The organism is Mesorhizobium escarrei (genome assembly GCF_935825525.1).
Lineage (GTDB): Bacteria > Pseudomonadota > Alphaproteobacteria > Rhizobiales > Rhizobiaceae > Mesorhizobium > Mesorhizobium escarrei.
Genome location: NZ_CAKXZT010000035.1, coordinates 1 through 16,272 on the forward strand (window position 1 = coordinate 1; position 16,272 = coordinate 16,272).

Genomic DNA, 16,272 nt, shown 5'->3' on the forward strand with positions numbered 1-16,272 from the left:
TTGATCGCGGTTCAAAAAACGCCCTATGCGCCATCTGCGCCAAACTTCGGCTCCCGTGCAAAGCCCTCACAAGGGGGGAGAAAGGCCGTCATTGCGGCTTTCGCCAATGTCCAACGTTAGTGAATAGGCGCCGTCAGCGAAGCTGCCAATCTCCCCCCAAGTGGGGGAGATGTCCGGCAGGACAGAGGGGGGCGCCAAGGATCACTACAGATCAGCATTAGGCTCTGCGCCGCGCCGCTTCGCGCCCTTGGCAACCCATGCGAAACGGGGCCTAGCGGCCCCGTTTGGCACTCTTCTACGGTAAAAAACTAGCGGGCCGCGCGGGCCCATTTGCGATACCAGCCTTCGCTGGCAATGGTGTTGCGGTAGACCGTTTCGCGCTCCGTCGCCTCGGCTCCGGTTTCCGCCTGGATCTCGGCCTTGAGCGCCGCATCTTCGCGGCGAAACGGTATGACCTGGACGAGCGGCGTTCCCTTTTCGATGACGTAGAGGCCATCCGGCGCCGTCGCAAAGAACGGAAAATGGATGTGGGCTGCATAGGTGTCGGTATCAACGATGCCGGCGACGCATTCGAAAGGCTGAGCCGGCCGATTGAGCGGCGGCAGGAACAAACAACTCCAGCCCGGCGGGGTACGAATCGACCAGTAATTGTGAAACTTGCATGGCGGTGCCGGTTCCTTTGGATTGCCGGCGACCTGGTGGGCGCCATGATTGCTGACCATAACCCTGTCGAACTCCCAGCCGGCATCGACGGCGCTGCCGCCATCCTTGATCTCGAGGCGGACGGTCGCCGCGAGCGGCAGGATCCAGCCGGTTGTCATCGCGTCGAGAAACGGCATGCAGCGCTTGACGGTCAGGCCATTGTTGGTGGCCGACGCTTGCTGCTGATCGACCGCCGGCAATTTGCGGAACCAATCCGGCAGTACCGTCTTGGCCGCCACAGGCGGCGCGATGACGCCATGATCTTCCGGCCGACAGGCAAACCGGATCGAGCGAGAGGTCTTCTGAGAAGTCTGGGAAAAATGAAACATCGATGGCCTCCATGGAAAAATCCGAGGGAGGAACGGGCCGCAGCCGGATTTATTCCCGGGTGGACGTCGACCGTCTGATGATGCAGGCCGACCACGATAGTTTGGCCGCCGCAGAGCGACAGCGGCGCGCACAGCAGCGTTGGCTAAAGCACCAATCGCATCAGCGGCCGGCCCGCCTTGCGCTCGACCAGCCTCTCGAAGCCGGCTTTCTCGAAGACCCGCGACGAGCCGACGAACAGCCCGATCGAACGCGAATCTTTCGACAGGTCGATCGGACATGCCTCGACCAGCCGCGCGCCATTCTGGCGAGCAAATTCGATGCCGCCTTCGACCAGCCGGTGCGTTATCCCTCTGCCGCGCGCCTTGACGCGTATGAAGAAGCAGGAGATCGCCCAGACGCACGGATCGATGGCGTCGGCGGGATCGACTGGCGCCGACCCCCTGCCCTTGTTGTTCCATTCGGGCACGTCGGCACGCGGGCCGATCTGCATCCAGCCGACCGCCTTGCCATCCTCGAACGCCAGCAGGCCCGGTGGCGGCCCGGCCTCGATCCGCGCCTTGATGTGGTCCTTGTTGCGCTCCCGGTTGCTGGCGCGGCGCGCTGCCGGCGACAGCCGGAAATGTGTGCACCAGCAGCCGTAGCAGGCGCCCTGTTTACCGAAAAGATCTTCAAAATCCGCCCAAAGCTCGGGCACCACCGGCGCTACGGTCTTATTCATGAACTCTCTCGGCCCGCCGCTTGTCGTGGCGTCCGTCCTGACGTACCATTGCTTTTGTTCTCTTTATGTTCGCAGCGATGGCGGTTCCTGTCAACAATCCCGATCACGGTTTTTGCCGCGACTGCCTGACCTTTCAGCGCGTCACGGCACGGCGCTGCGAACGCTGCGGCAGCCCACGGCTTGCCCGCCATCCGGAGCTCTACCGGCTGCATCTTGCCCATATCGACTGCGACGCGTTTTACGCGGCGGTCGAAAAGCGCGACAACCCGACGCTGAAAGACCAGCCGTTGATCATCGGCGGCGGCAAACGCGGCGTTGTCTCCACCGCTTGCTACATCGCCCGCATCCACGGGGTGCGCTCGGCGATGCCGATGTTCAAGGCGCTCGAAGCCTGTCCGGAGGCGGTCGTTATCCCGCCTAACATGGAAAAATATGCGCGCGTCGGCCGCGAGGTGCGGGCCATGATGCAGGCGCTGACGCCGCTGGTCGAGCCGATCTCCATCGACGAAGCGTTTCTGGACCTTGCCGGCACCGAGCGCCTGCATGGCTTGCCGCCGGCGGTGGTGCTGGCGCGCTTTGCGTTGGGTGTGGAGAAAGAGATCGGCATCACCGTTTCATCAGGCCTTTCCTACTGCAAGTTCCTGGCCAAGGTGGCGTCGGACTTTCGCAAGCCGCGCGGCTATTCGGTGATTGGCGAGGCCGAGGCGACCGGCTTTCTGGCCGAGCAACCGGTGACGCTGATCTGGGGGGTGGGAAAAGCCTTCGCCGCCACGCTTGAGCGGGACGGCATCCGCACCATCGGCCAGTTGCAGCGCATGGAGCGTGGCGACCTGATGCGCCGCTACGGCGTGATGGGCGACCGGCTCTACCATCTTTCACGCGGCGAGGACGACCGCCGCGTCCACCCCGACCAGGATGCGAAAAGCGTCTCGGCAGAGACCACTTTCGACACCGACATCGCCTCCCTCGATGAACTGGTTTCGGTGCTGAGAGCGCTATCGGAAAAAGTCTCGGGGCGGCTTAAGAAATCCGGCATTGCCGGGCGCACCGTCGTGCTGAAGCTGAAGACGCAGGATTTCAAGATCCGCACGCGCAACCGCCAACTCGGCGACCCGACCCGGCTGGCCGACCGCATTTTCTCGACCGGGCTCGAGCTGCTGCGCAAGGAAGCGGACGGCACCAGATACCGGCTGCTCGGCATCGGCGTCAGCGACCTTTCGGATGACGAAAAGGCCGATCCGCCTGACCTCGTCGATAGCCAGTCCCGCAAGCGCGCCCTGGCCGAAGGCGCCATCGACACTCTGCGCGACAAGTTCGGCCGCAAGGCGGTGGAGACCGGCTACACCTTCGGCAAGGGCCGCGACGCCCATCCGCCCGAGCCGATCGAGGACTAGTGTCCCCGAACCGACGGTCCGCGCAGGCGAAAAAGCGGATCCAGTTTTCGGAAAGATCACGCTCAAACAAGAAGGTAAAGCGGGCCGCTTCAGGTGCGTCGCAAATCGATCCGGCTGGTCACCACCCGCTCGCCGGTTTTCGGGTCGACGTCGATAACGGTCAGCCGCATGCCGTCCTCGCCGTTCTTCTCGACGGTCATTTGCGCGGTGCGATCGCCGTTGACCTCCCTCGCCCAGCGGATGCCGAGATTGATCGCATTGCCCGAGCGCTTGCCGCTAAGCTGCGCCGGCCCGGTGCGGGATCCGACATAGGTGCCGGTGTACTTCGTCCCGCTGGACTTCAGATCAGCACTGATGGCACGCGTCACCACGACGAGACCGCGGCAGGTGCCGTCCAGCGAAAGCGAGCTCGATGTCGCGTCGGAATTGAAGCGGCAGGAGACGTTCATCGTCGGCGCCTCGGTGGTTACCTTGACGGTGCCCTTGCCTGCAAATTTCCCCTCGAACGAGCGGAGAAATTCGGCCTCGTCGGCATGAGCCGCGCCGGCCGCCGCCGCCAGGCAGCCGGCAAGTGCAAATCGTAAGAATGATTTCATGAGATTTCTCCTTCGTTGATATCGGAACGACGATATTTCCAACGAACTGGCTGTTGGACCAACGCTCGCCGTGACGGCAGGTTCCGCCCTCAGCATGATCGTTTTGCGACGTGCCGCTTCTGGCCCAGCCGAATGCCTTGACTAGCGGTTGCGGTGAAAGACCTGGCTTGCGACATAGCGCGCATGGCACCCTCGCCCTCGATCCCCAAGGCCGCGTTCTGGATGGCGTTGTCGATCGCATCGTTTCTGACGATGTCGGTCGCCGGCCGCGCCACGACCGCCGAGCTCCACGTATTCCAGGTGCTGGAGCTGCGCTCGGTGATCGGCCTCTTCATCCTCCTGCCGCTGGTGAAGATGTCAGGCGGTTTTGCGGCTATGCGAAGCAAACGCCCCTTGGCCCATATCGCCCGCAACGTCGTCCATTTTGTCGGCCAGGCGGCATGGCTCTACGCCTTGACATTGATCCCGCTGGCCGTGCTGATCTCCATCGAATTCACGACGCCGATCTGGACGGCCATTCTGGCGGTCGGCTTTCTTGGTGAAAGGCTAAGCTGGCCAAGACTGGCGGCGATCGTGCTCGGGCTGATCGGCGTGCTGATCATCGTCCGTCCGGGCGTCGGCTCCGTCGATCCGGGACATGTTGTCGTGCTGGGTGCCGCGGCCTGCTTTGGTATATCCGTGGTCCTGGTCAAATCGCTGACTCGGACGGACAGCGTCGTGTGCATCATCTTCTGGATGCTGGTCATCCAGTCGGTGCTCGGGCTGATCCCGGCGCTCTACGAATGGCGCAACCCGCCGCTCGAACTGTGGCCGTGGATCCTGCTGATCGCCTTCACCGGAATGTCGTCGCATTTCTGCATGGCGCGCGCACTCGCCTATGCCGACGCCACCGTCATCTCGCCGATGGACTTTTTGCGCGTGCCGCTGTCGGCGCTTATCGGCTGGCTGCTGTATCAGGAGCAGATCGACGCTTTCACCGCCGGCGGCGCCTTGCTGATCCTGCTGGGCAATCTGCTCAATCTGCAGAAAAAAGCGACCAAACCTCCGGAAGTGGCAGCGTCTTAGCATTTTGCAGCCAAAAATCTTCCTTTGGCGTCCGACAAAATGCGTTAAAGCAAAGAGCTAGAGCGGGGTTTTGGTTTTACAAACCGCGCTCTAGCCTGGCAATTTCAGTTGCCTTCATCGGGAATGTTGAGGAGATGCCCGCAGGCCTTGCAGTGGACGGCGTCGGCTTCATGCCGCTGAAGCCCGCATTGCGGGCACGGGAAGAAGACCTTGTTGGGACGGAAGAGCGCCTGCGCCAGCCTGACGAACAGCGATATGCCGATGATCATGGTGACGATCGCGGTGAGCTTGCCGGCGATCCCCGGCAGGACGATGTCGCCGAAGCCGGTCGTGGTCACCGTGGCGACGGTGAAATACAGCGCATCGACATAGCCTTCGAGACCGGCCCCGGTGCGGAAGAAGAAGGTGTAGACGAAACCGGTGACGACAAACAGGAATGTCAGGAGATTGATGACTGCGTGGCTGGCCTCGCGCCATTTTTTGAGGCCGCGCATCTCGAAAAACCGCCACAGCGCGCCGCTGCGCGACAGCGACCACAGCCGCAATATGCGCAGAAAACCCAGATTGGCCAGCGCTGAAGGCATCAGCAGCGTCAGCAGGATGAAGGCGTCGACCCACGATGCCGGCTGTTTCATCAGCCGCAGCATGTCGTTGGAAGCAAGCAGCCGCGCAATCATGTCGGCTGCGACAAGGGCTGCGACAGAATAATCGAGCCAGAGGAACGAAGGCGATTCCTGGATCACCGGTGTGGCGATGAAGAATGCAATGATGGCAAGGTCTATGATAACAGCCGCCAGCTGAAACCGGAAAGCCGCGGGCGTGCGCCCGTGATAAAGCTTTCGCAATTGGTCGCGCAGCCGTGCCAGGGCTGAAAACTCCGACCCGTCCTTGTCTGCAGGCTTCATGACCATTGCGATAGCCTTCGCCACGGCGGCCGTCCAGTGGTGCAGCGCCATGCTTGGGCGTTGCGGCTGCCGCGGGTTCTGGCCCTAGACAAGCTCCACTTCCACCACGCCCGGCACAGCGCGCATGGCCGACGCGATCTGTGGCGAGACGCGATAACGATTGGGCAGTTCGATCTCGACCTCGCCCTGCGCCTCATCCTTGATGACTATGATGCTCACCTGGCTGTCGCCGCGCTGGCTAAGCTGCGATTGAATCGCCGACGCCGGCCGGTCGTCCCTGACAAAGATGCGCAAGGCCTTCTGGATGCGACTTGCCTCGTCCTCCAGCGACTGCACGGTCTGGATGCGCAGATTGACGCCTTCGGGCCTGTCCTCGGCCGAAACGGTGATGACCACCGAACGGCCGGGCTCGAGCAGGTCGCGATACTGCGCCAGACCTTCGGAAAACAGCACCGCCTCATACTGGCCCGACGTGTCGGAGAACTGCACGACGCCCATCTTGTTGCCGGTGCGTGTCTTGCGCTCCTGCTTGGTGGTGACGGTGCCGGCAAGCCGCCCGGCAGCGGCGCCGCGTTTGACCGCGGCCGAGAACTCGGCCCAGGTCTGCACCCGCATCTTCTGCAGCGCCGCCTTGTATTCGTCCAGCGGGTGCGCCGAGAGATAGAAGCCGACCACCTGGAATTCACGGTGCAGGCGGTCGGCGGCAAGCCACGGGTCGGTCGCCGGCAGGTTGAGCGCCTGCGACTGTGCGCCGAGCGAGGCGCCAAAAATGTCGTGCTGACCCGACGTTGCATTCTGCTGCGCCAGCGAGGCCAGCCCCATCATCCGCTCGACGCCCGCCATCATCGCGGCGCGGTCGTGACCGAAGCAGTCGAGCGCGCCGGCCATGATCAGGCTTTCGAAGACGCGTTTGCCGACGATCTTCGGGTCGACCCTTTCGCAGAAATCGGCGAGGCTCTTGAACGGTTTTTCGCCGCGCATGGCGACGATATGCTCGACCGCCGCGTCGCCGACGCCCTTGAGCGCGGCCAGCGAATAGAAGATCCGGTTCTCGCCGACCTCGAAAGCGCGGAAGCTGGTCATTACCGACGGCGCCACGACATCGATGCCGAGCCGCAGCGCATCCTGGCGGAAATCGGCGAGCTTGTCGGTGTTGCCCATGTCGAGCGTCATCGACGCGGCCAGGAACTCGACCGGGTAGTGCGCCTTCAGATAGGCCGTCTGGTAGGAGACGACCGCATAGGCGGCGGCATGCGACTTGTTGAAACCGTAGTCGGCGAACTTTGCCAGCAGGTCGAAGATGAAGTCGGCTTGCGGCTTGCCGACGCCGCGCTCGACCGCGCCCGAGACGAAGCGTTCGCGCTGCTTGTCCATCTCGGCGCGGATCTTCTTGCCCATGGCGCGACGCAGCAGGTCGGCTTCGCCGAGCGAATAGCCGGCAAGCTCCTGCGCGATCTGCATCACCTGCTCCTGGTAGACGATGACGCCTTGCGTCTCCTTGACCAGATGGTCGATCTTCGGATGGATCGACGCCATCTCCTCCTCGCCGTGCTTTCTGGCGTTGTAGGTCGGGATGTTCTCCATCGGCCCCGGCCGGTAAAGCGCGACCAGCGCGATGATGTCCTCGATGCAGTCGGGTCGCATGCCGATCAGCGCCTTGCGCATGCCGGCACTTTCCACCTGGAACACGCCGACCACTTCGCCCCGCGACAGCATGGCGTAGGTATCGGAGTCGTCGAGCGGAATATGGGCGAGATCGATCTCGATGCCGCGGCGGCGGATCAGCTTGACCGCGGTCTCCAGCACCGTCAGCGTCTTCAGGCCGAGGAAGTCGAACTTCACCAGCCCGGCCTGCTCGACATACTTCATGTTGAACTGGGTCACCGGCATGTCGGAGCGCGGGTCGCGGTACATCGGCACCAGCTCCCACAGCGGCCGGTCGCCGATGACGATGCCGGCGGCGTGCGTCGAGGCGTGGCGGTAGAGCCCTTCCAGCTTCTGCGCCATGTCGAGCAGCGTCTGCACGATCGGCTCGCGCTCCGCCTCCTCGGCAAAACGCGGCTCGTTGGCGATGGCGTCGGCGAGCTTGACCGGATTGGCAGGGTTCGACGGCACCATTTTGCTGAGCTTGTCGACCTGGCCATAGGGCATCTGCAGCACGCGGCCGACATCGCGCAGCACCGCGCGGGCCTGCAGCGTGCCGAAGGTGATGATCTGGCCGACCTGGTCGCGGCCGTATTTCTGCTGGACGTAGCGGATGACCTCCTCGCGCCGGTCCTGGCAGAAATCGATGTCGAAGTCGGGCATCGACACGCGGTCGGGATTGAGGAAGCGCTCGAACAGCAGCGAGAAACGCAGCGGATCGATATCGGTGATGGTCGTCGAATACGCGACCAGCGAGCCGGCGCCCGAACCGCGCCCCGGTCCGACGGGGATGCCTTGCGCCTTCGCCCATTTGATGAAGTCGGCGACGATCAGGAAATAGCCGGGATACTTCATCTTCTCGATGACACCGAGCTCGAATTCCAGCCGTTCGCGATATTGTTCGACCGTGTAGCCAGGGGCCAGGCCGTGCGCGGCGAGCCGCGCCTCCAGTCCTTCATGTGCCTGTCTGGCAAGCTCCTGCGCCTCCGCCTTCACTGCCGCTTCGGCGTCGGCGACATCGCCGCCGGCAAAGCGCGGCAGGATCGGGTTGCGGGTCTTGGGATAGTAGGAGCAGCGCAGCGCGATCTCGACGGTGTTGTCGATCGCTTCCGGCAGATCGGCGAACAGCCTCGCTATGTCGGCCTGGCTTCTCAGAAAATTGTCTGAAGACAGCCGCCGGCGATTGTCGACGGCGACGACCGACCCTTCGGCGATGGCGATCAGCGCATCATGCGCCTCATAGTCGTCGCGCGAGGAGAAAAACGCCTCGTTGGTGGCGACCAGCGGCAAGTCATTGGTATAGGCGAGATCGACTGACGATTTCTCGATGGCCCGGTCATAACCGGAAACCCGTTCCAGCTCGACATAGAGCCGGTCGCCGAACAGCGCCTTGAGCGCCAGAAGCCGCGTCTCGGCGAGGTCGCGCCGGTCCTCTTTCAGAGCGTTGCCGATCGGGCCGCGCGGCCCTCCGCTGAGACAGATCAGGCCATCGCAATGGCCTTGCAGCATCTCGGTCGTCAGATGCACGGCCTCGCCGGGCGGCGTTTCCAAATAGACCCGGCTGACCAGCTTTACCAGATTGCTGTAGCCGGCCTCGGTTGCCGCGATCAGGACCACGGGCCGCATTTCCGGGCCTTGCCGCCTGCGGTCGCGCTGGCTGTCGCTGGCTTCACCGGAAAAGGCGAGAGCGGTCTGGCAGCCGATGATCGGCTGGATGCCCTCCTTCACTGCTTTTTGTGCGAATTCGAGCGCGCCGAACAGATTGTTGGTGTCGGTGACGGCGATGGCCGGCGCGTCATCCCTCACCGCATGACCGACGACCGTGCCGAGTTGCAAAGCGCCCTCGAGCAGCGAATAGGCCGAATGCACGCGCAGATGAATGAACGGCCGCGCCGGCGCTTCCGGCCGCGACGCCTTCACAAAGGCCTCGCGCCGCAACGGATCGCGGGGAAGTGTCTCGTTCGCCATGGTTTTTTTAGCGCCGTTTGAAAGGACTGAGTCGATGAAGTTGTATTGTCCGGCACCGGACGATGCGAGTCCAGCGGTAGTGAGGCACAAAGCAAGAACATATGTGCTGTGCCACAGAAAAAGCGAATTCCTGCCCACCCGAGCTCGTGCCCAACCAATTGTCAGGTCGCGTTCCTTCGCGCCCCCCTCTGTCCTGCCAACCTTGGAAGAGTGTCAAGGCGGGTTTCAGCCTCACGCGAATTCCATGATCACCGCATCGACGGCGAGACTGTCGCCCGGTTTTGCCTTGAGTTTCGACACGGTGAGGTCGCGCTCGGCACGCAGCACGTTTTCCATCTTCATCGCCTCGACGACCGCCAGCGTCTCGCCGGCCTTGACCTCCTGACCTTCGGCAACGGCGATCGACACGACAAGGCCCGGCATCGGGCAGAGCAGCATCTTGGAGGTATCGGGCGCCACTTTTTCCGGCATCAGCCTTTCGAGTTCGGCAGTGCGCGGCAGCATGGCGCGTGCCGTAACCGACATGCCCTTCCAGGCGATGCGAAGCCCGTTCGGCACCGGCCTGACCTGCGCGGCGATTCTTCTGTCGCCGACCGTGCCGTGCCAGACGAGATCGCCCGGCCGCCAGTCGGACGTGACCGTCAGCGCCTTGCCGCCGTCGATCGACAGATCGATCGCCATCGGAATGGAGATCATGCCTTCGATAACGGAGGCCGAAAGGTAATCCTTGCCGATCTTGACCACCCAGTCGCGTTTCAGGACACCCGAATGCGGCGCCAGCCGCCCGCCCAGCCGGTCGAGCCGGTCGCGGCGCAGCAGTTCGACCGCGGTGGCGATCGATGCGAGCACCGCCTTCTCCTCGCTATCAGGCACGATCGGCGCGAAGCCATCGGGATATTCCTCTGATATGAAGGCGGTCGATATTAGCCCTTCCCGCCAGCGCGGATGCTGCATAAGTGCTGCCAGGAACGGCATGTTGTGCTCGATGCCGTCGACAACGAAGCTGTCGAGCGCCACGGACATGGCGTCTATTGCCGCGAGCCGCGTCGGCGCCCAGGTGCACAGCTTGGCGACCATCGGGTCATAGAACATCGAGATTTCCGAACCCTCGGCAACCCCGGTATCGTTGCGGATGACGATATCGCCGAACTGTCCCTCTTGCGGCGGCCGGTATCTCGTCAGCCGGCCGATCGACGGCAGGAAATTGCGATACGGGTCCTCGGCGTAGAGCCGGCTTTCCACCGCCCAGCCGTTCAGCTTGACGTCGCTTTGCTTGATACCGAGCTTTTCGCCGGCCGCTATGCGGATCATCTGCTCGACCAGGTCGATGCCGGTGACGAGCTCTGTCACCGGGTGCTCGACCTGCAATCGCGTATTCATTTCAAGGAAATAGAAGTTCTTCTCGCTGTCGACGATGAACTCGACCGTGCCGGCGCTCTGGTAGTCGACAGCCCTGGCTAGCGCCACCGCCTGCTCGCCCATGGCTTTCCGGGTCTTGGCGTCGAGGAAAGGTGAAGGCGCCTCTTCGACGACCTTCTGGTTGCGGCGCTGGATCGAGCATTCGCGCTCGCCGAGATAGAGCGCATTGCCATGCGCGTCGGCCAGCACCTGGATCTCGATGTGGCGCGGATCAACCACGAACTTTTCGATGAAGACGCGGTCGTCGCCGAACGAGCTTTTGGCCTCCGACCGCGCCCGGTCGAACCCGTCGCGCACCTCGGCCTTGCTCCAGGCGATGCGCATGCCCTTGCCGCCGCCGCCGGCCGAGGCCTTGATCATCACGGGATAGCCGATCTCGCCGGCGATTTTCTCGGCATGACCGGCATTCTCGATGACGCCGAGCCAGCCCGGCACCGTGCTGACCTTGGCTGCATTGGCGAATTTCTTCGACTCGATCTTGTCGCCCATCGCCCTGATCGCTCCGGGTTTCGGACCGATGAAGACGATGCCTTCTTGTTCCAGCGCCTCGCAGAAGGATGCGCGTTCGGACAAAAAACCATAGCCGGGATGCACGGCTGCAGCATCCGTCGCCTTGCAGGCGGCGATGATCTTCTCCGGCACCAGATAACTTTGTGAGGCCGGCGAAGGCCCGATATGGACAGCCTCGTCGGCCATCTCGACATGCACGGCGTCACGATCGGCGTCCGAATAGACCGCGACAGTGGCGATGCTCATCTTGCGCGCCGTCTTAATGACGCGGCAGGCGATCTCGCCACGATTTGCGATCAGGATTTTTGCGAACATGCGGGTTTTGTTCCCCTCGGCTACCTTTCTTTTATGAGCTTGGCCCGGCCGGTCAAGGCACGTAGGCGCATATCCGGGCACAAGTCGCCAGGTGACGACCAAACCCGGCTATGAACTGTCAATTCGTCCCATAGTCCATAACCTGCAGATACGCTAAAGCTCGCCTCGATTGCCAATTTGGCTTGAGAGGAGAGCCCCGATGAAAACCCGTGCCGCTGTCGCTGTCGCCGCCGGAAAGCCGCTGGAAATCCTGGAGGTCGACCTCGACGGCCCTCAGCCCGGCGAGGTGCTGGTCGAGATCAAGGCGACCGGCATCTGCCATACCGACGAGTTCACGCTGTCGGGCGCCGATCCCGAAGGCATTTTTCCGGCGATCCTCGGCCATGAGGGTGCGGGAATCGTCGTCGATGTCGGCAAGGGCGTCACCTCGGTCAAGAAGGGTGACCACGTCATCCCGCTCTATACGCCCGAATGCCGGCAATGCCCGTCCTGCCTGTCCAGAAAGACCAATCTGTGCACCGCGATCCGCGCCACGCAGGGGCAAGGGCTGATGCCGGACGGCTCGTCGCGCTTCTCGATCGGCAAGGACAAGATCTTCCACTATATGGGCTGCTCGACCTTCTCCAACTTCACCGTGCTGCCCGAGATCGCGGTGGCCAAGGTCAATCCCGACGCGCCCTTCGACAAGATCTGCTACATCGGCTGCGGCGTCACCACCGGCATCGGCGCGGTGATCAACACGGCCAAGGTCGAGATCGGCGCCACGGCCGCCGTCTTCGGCCTCGGCGGCATCGGCCTCAACGTCATCCAGGGACTGCGCCTTGCCGGCGCCGACATGATCATCGGCGTCGACCTGAACAACGACAAGAAGGAATGGGGCGAGAAATTCGGCATGACGCATTTCGTCAATCCGAAGGAGATCGACGGCGACATCGTGCCCCATCTCGTCAACATGACCAAGCGCGGCGCCGACCAGATCGGCGGCGCCGACTATACGTTCGATTGCACCGGCAGCACCAAGGTGATGCGCCAGGCCCTTGAGGCATCGCACCGCGGCTGGGGCAAGTCGGTGGTCATCGGCGTTGCCGGCGCCGGCCAGGAGATCTCGACGCGGCCGTTCCAGCTGGTCACCGGGCGCACCTGGATGGGCACCGCCTTCGGCGGCGCGCGCGGCCGCACCGACGTGCCGAAGATCGTCGACGGGTACATGGACGGAAAGATCGAGATCGACCCGATGATCACCCACACGCTGAAGCTGGAGGATATCAACAAGGGTTTTGACCTGATGCATGAGGGCAAGAGCATCAGGAGCGTCGTGGTTTATTGACAACCACCCGCGAAGAGCAAGGCAATCGCTTCAAGTTTGCGCTGCCCCTCATTGCCGTGTCCAGGTGATTAGATGGCCGGGCATTTCTCCCCGTATAGTGACGGGGAGAAAGACGCCTTCGCAATGGGATTTCGCCAATCTCCAGCGTTGCAGAAAGTGAGCCGAGGTTGCAGCAGCCCCTTCGCCCCGTCACTATACGGGGAGAAGGTGCCGGCAGGCGGATGAGGGGCAGCGCCGACTTTTGACCGCTCGAATATCATCGACAGAGCCAGGCGAAATCGCCCGGCTTCATACGCATTGGAACCAAGCATGCCCGCACCCGCCATTTACGTCGATGCCGATGCCTGTCCGGTGAAGGCCGAGGTCGAGAAGGTCGCCGAGCGCCATGGCGTCGTCGTTACCTTTGTCTCCAATGGTGGCCTGCGCCCGTCGCGCGATCCGATGATCCGCAACGTCGTCGTGTCCAAAGGCGCCGACGCGGCGGACGACTGGATCGTCGACAATGCCAGGCCCAACGACATCGTTGTGACATCAGACATCCCGCTTGCCGCCCGCACAGTGGCGCTCGGCGCCCATGTGCTAGGGCCGACCGGACGCCCGTTCACGCCGGAAACGATCGGCATGGCGGTGGCGATGCGCGACCTCAAGCAGCACCTGCGCGAGACCGGCGAAAGCAAGGGCTACAATGCCAGTTTCGCGCCGCAGGACCGCTCGCGGTTTCTCGGCGAGCTCGACCGCATCCTGCGGCGTGCACTGAAATCCGCCGCGCCGGGCTAGCGCTTTCACCTCGGACCGAGGCCAGCGCAGCAAAGCCGGAATATCATCTGCACAATCAAAAGTGATACAATGTCCGAGTCTTAAAGGACGAGCGGCGGTGTAGAAGACGGACCGCATCAGGCCATGACGACCGAACTGCCCCTGAAGAAACCACTGCACCGCCACATGCAGTTCGCGGTGTCGGCCTGCATCGGTGTAGTGGCGCTGGCGATCGCGCTGGTGTTGCGCACTCCGCTCGCCTTTTCGATCGGCGCCAATGCGTTTTTCGCCGCCTACACCGTCATCGTCGTCGCCCAGATGCCGCTGCTCACCGGCCGCTATCTGAGCAAGAACGCGCGGGCCACCGACCAGCCGGTGGTGGTCATCTTTGCGGTGACGCTGATTGTCGTCGCCGTCGCGATCATCTCGTTGTTCCAATTGATCAATCGCGAGGGCAGCGCGCATCGTGTCGAACTTACCTTTGCGCTGCTGTCGATCCCGCTCGGCTGGTTCACCATCCACTCCATGACAGCGCTGCACTACGCACATGTTTACTGGCTGAACGACGAAGAGACCGATCCCGGCAGCAAAGCGAAGCAGAAAAAGCCCGTCGGCGGCCTCTTGTTTCCCGGTAAGGAGCAGCCGGACGGCTGGGATTTCCTCTACTTCTCGGCCACCGTCGGCATGACCTCACAGACCTCCGATACGGCGGTCTCAACCACGCAAATGCGTCGCATCGTGCTTTTGCATTCGATCGTGTCGTTCTTTTTCAATACAGTGATCGTCGCCGCGGCGGTCAACCTCGCCGTTAGTTTCGGGAGCCAGTAGTATCGGGCAGGCCGTAATAATTCCGTGATCGGATGAAACATCGCTTTGGCTGGCGACGTATTGGGAGGAGAACGATCGGAAAGGCCGACTGAACGGCCGGGAGGACGCGAAAAAATGCAATCGGTTGCCAGGAGCCAATCAACCGTCGGGCCAGATACTGCCGCGCCGAAGGATGCGACGCTGATCTACCGGCAGTCGCGCTGGACGCGGTTGACGCACTGGCTCTGGGCCATCTCGCTGTTCTTCATGCTGCTTTCCGGCCTGCAGATCTTCAACGCCCGCCCCCAGCTCTATATCGGCAAGGAATCGGGATTCGCATATAACAACACCATCTTCGCCATCGGCGCCGAGAACACCGCAAACGGCCCGCGCGGCTACACCGAAATCTTCGGCAAGCGCTTCGACACAACCGGTGTGCTCGGCTGGTCGGGGGCGGCGGGTCGGGAGACTTCCCGCGCCTTCCCATCCTGGGCGACGATCCCCTCCTATTACGACCTCGGCACCGCCCGCGTCGTCCATTTCTTCTTCGCCTGGATACTGACCACGACCCTGGTCGTCTGGCTGGTCGCCAGCCTGATCAACGGCCATCTGCGCCGCGATCTTGTCCCGCGCATCGACGATCTCCGGCGCTTGCCGCGAGACATCGTCGATCATGCCAGGCTCAAATTTCATCACACGCGCGAATACAACAAGCTGCAGAAGATGGCCTATGGCGGCGTGATGTTCGTGCTGCTGCCGCTGATGATCATCACCGGCCTTGCCATGTCGCCGAGCATGAATGCGGCGCTGCCGTTCCTCAACGATCTGCTTGGCGGCCGGCAGACGGCGCGGACAATCCATTTCATCGTGATGCTGCTGCTCGTCGCCTTCTTCATCATCCATATGCTGATGATCTTCGCCGCCGGGCCGATCAACGAGCTGCGTTCCATCATCACCGGCTGGTACCGGACCGATCCGCCGGCGCATGGCGGCAAGACGCCGCAGAGGAGTGCGTGAGATGCCGAAGTTTGTGATCAGCCGCAGAAAATTCCTGACCTCGGCCAGCCTCGGCGTCTCCGGCATCATGCTGTCAGGTTGCGATGCCTTCGACAGCCAGCTTGGCGTCGGCGATGGCCTGCGCAGTTTCCTTGAAGGCGCCAACGGCCTGACCTGGCGCGCGCAACGCCTGCTTGCCGGCGATTCGCTGGCGCCGGAATTCACCGAAGCCGACATTCGCCAGCCGCAGCGGCCGAACGGCGTCACCGCGCCGGACGACGATGTCTACAAGGGTCTGCTCGCCAACAATTTCGCCGACTGGCGGCTCGAGGTTTCCGGCCTTGTCGAAAAGCCGCTGACGCTGACCCGCGAGCAGCTGATGAACATGCCAAGCCGCACCCAGATCACCCGCCACGACTGCGTCGAAGGCTGGAGTTGCATCGCCAAATGGACCGGCACGCCGCTGTCGCTGGTGCTGGATCAGGCGGTGGTCAAGCCGCAGGCGCGCTACGTCATGTTCCGTTGCCTCGACACGATCGACCGCAGCCTGTCCGGCGACATCAAATACTACGGCTCGATCGACCTGATCGATGCCCGTCACCCGCAGACGATCCTTGCCTATGGCCTGAACGGCAAGCCGCTGCCGGTCGAGAACGGCGCGCCGCTGCGTGTCCGAGTTGAGCGCCAGATCGGCTACAAGATGCCAAAGTATCTCCGCAAGATCGAACTGGTCGACAGTTTCGCCGCTATCGGCGGCGGCAGGGGCGGCTACTGGGAGGACAATGGCTACGACTGGTATGGCGGCATTTGACGCCATAGC

Annotated in this window: 13 protein-coding genes; 7 read left to right on the forward strand and 6 right to left on the reverse strand. The window is 62.8% G+C overall.

Annotated features, from left to right (window positions below; all coding sequences use genetic code 11):
- Window positions 1-308: 308 nt before the first annotated feature.
- Both NMG80_RS02635 and NMG80_RS02640 read right to left on the reverse strand, forming a co-directional pair.
- Window positions 309-1,031: a DUF6065 family protein gene (locus NMG80_RS02635; protein ID WP_254016699.1), complete on the reverse strand. Its 723-nt coding sequence runs from the start codon at window positions 1,029-1,031 to the stop codon at window positions 309-311.
- A 143-nt stretch (window positions 1,032-1,174) separates the two neighbouring features.
- Entirely contained in the window at window positions 1,175-1,750 is a 576-nt protein-coding gene (locus NMG80_RS02640) for a GNAT family N-acetyltransferase (protein ID WP_254016700.1), read from the reverse strand.
- Window positions 1,751-1,815: 65 nt separating this feature from the next.
- On the opposite strand from NMG80_RS02640, the gene NMG80_RS02645 reads away from it, so the two are divergent.
- Window positions 1,816-3,144 (forward strand): DNA polymerase IV, encoded by a 1,329-nt coding sequence (locus NMG80_RS02645; RefSeq protein ID WP_254016701.1) that lies wholly within the window; start codon window positions 1,816-1,818, stop codon window positions 3,142-3,144.
- Between the two features lie 89 nt (window positions 3,145-3,233).
- Here the strand turns inward: NMG80_RS02645 and NMG80_RS02650 are convergent, their stop codons facing one another.
- Window positions 3,234-3,740 (reverse strand): hypothetical protein, encoded by a 507-nt coding sequence (locus tag NMG80_RS02650; RefSeq protein ID WP_254016702.1) that lies wholly within the window; start codon window positions 3,738-3,740, stop codon window positions 3,234-3,236.
- A 183-nt stretch (window positions 3,741-3,923) separates the two neighbouring features.
- Here NMG80_RS02650 and NMG80_RS02655 point away from each other — a divergent pair, with 183 nt between their 5' ends.
- Window positions 3,924-4,805 (forward strand): DMT family transporter, encoded by an 882-nt coding sequence (locus NMG80_RS02655; RefSeq protein WP_254016703.1) that lies wholly within the window; start codon window positions 3,924-3,926, stop codon window positions 4,803-4,805.
- 104 nt (window positions 4,806-4,909) lie between these two features.
- Here the strand turns inward: NMG80_RS02655 and NMG80_RS02660 are convergent, their stop codons facing one another.
- The 3 genes from NMG80_RS02660 to NMG80_RS02670 all read right to left on the reverse strand — a co-directional run bounded on the left by NMG80_RS02660 (window position 4,910) and on the right by NMG80_RS02670 (window position 11,566).
- Window positions 4,910-5,710 (reverse strand): potassium channel family protein, encoded by an 801-nt coding sequence (locus NMG80_RS02660; protein WP_254016828.1) that lies wholly within the window; start codon window positions 5,708-5,710, stop codon window positions 4,910-4,912.
- Between the two features lie 84 nt (window positions 5,711-5,794).
- Window positions 5,795-9,322, reverse strand: a complete 3,528-nt coding sequence (gene dnaE / locus NMG80_RS02665) for a DNA polymerase III subunit alpha (protein ID WP_254016704.1) — start codon at window positions 9,320-9,322, stop codon at window positions 5,795-5,797.
- Between the two features lie 231 nt (window positions 9,323-9,553).
- A complete protein-coding gene (locus NMG80_RS02670) occupies window positions 9,554-11,566 on the reverse strand; it encodes an acetyl-CoA carboxylase biotin carboxylase subunit (RefSeq protein WP_254016705.1) in 2,013 nt (670 codons plus the stop codon).
- Window positions 11,567-11,765: 199 nt separating this feature from the next.
- Between NMG80_RS02670 and NMG80_RS02675 the strand changes: the two genes are divergently transcribed.
- The 5 genes from NMG80_RS02675 (at window position 11,766) to NMG80_RS02695 (ending at window position 16,263) form a co-directional block, all read left to right on the forward strand.
- Entirely contained in the window at window positions 11,766-12,893 is a 1,128-nt protein-coding gene (locus NMG80_RS02675; RefSeq protein WP_254016706.1) for an S-(hydroxymethyl)glutathione dehydrogenase/class III alcohol dehydrogenase, read from the forward strand.
- Window positions 12,894-13,202: 309 nt separating this feature from the next.
- Window positions 13,203-13,670, forward strand: coding sequence for a YaiI/YqxD family protein (locus NMG80_RS02680; RefSeq protein ID WP_254016707.1), 468 nt, complete (start codon window positions 13,203-13,205; stop codon window positions 13,668-13,670).
- 123 nt (window positions 13,671-13,793) lie between these two features.
- Entirely contained in the window at window positions 13,794-14,477 is a 684-nt protein-coding gene (locus tag NMG80_RS02685) for a DUF1345 domain-containing protein (RefSeq protein WP_254016708.1), read from the forward strand.
- Window positions 14,478-14,591: 114 nt separating this feature from the next.
- Window positions 14,592-15,473 carry a cytochrome b/b6 domain-containing protein gene (locus NMG80_RS02690; RefSeq protein ID WP_254016709.1) on the forward strand — a complete coding sequence of 294 codons (882 nt, stop codon included), beginning with the start codon at window positions 14,592-14,594 and terminating at the stop codon, window positions 15,471-15,473.
- 1 nt (window position 15,474) lies between these two features.
- The gene (locus NMG80_RS02695) at window positions 15,475-16,263 is read left to right on the forward strand and encodes a molybdopterin-binding protein (protein ID WP_254016710.1); all 789 of its coding nucleotides are present in this window, start codon (window positions 15,475-15,477) and stop codon (window positions 16,261-16,263) included.
- Window positions 16,264-16,272: the final 9 nt, after the last annotated feature.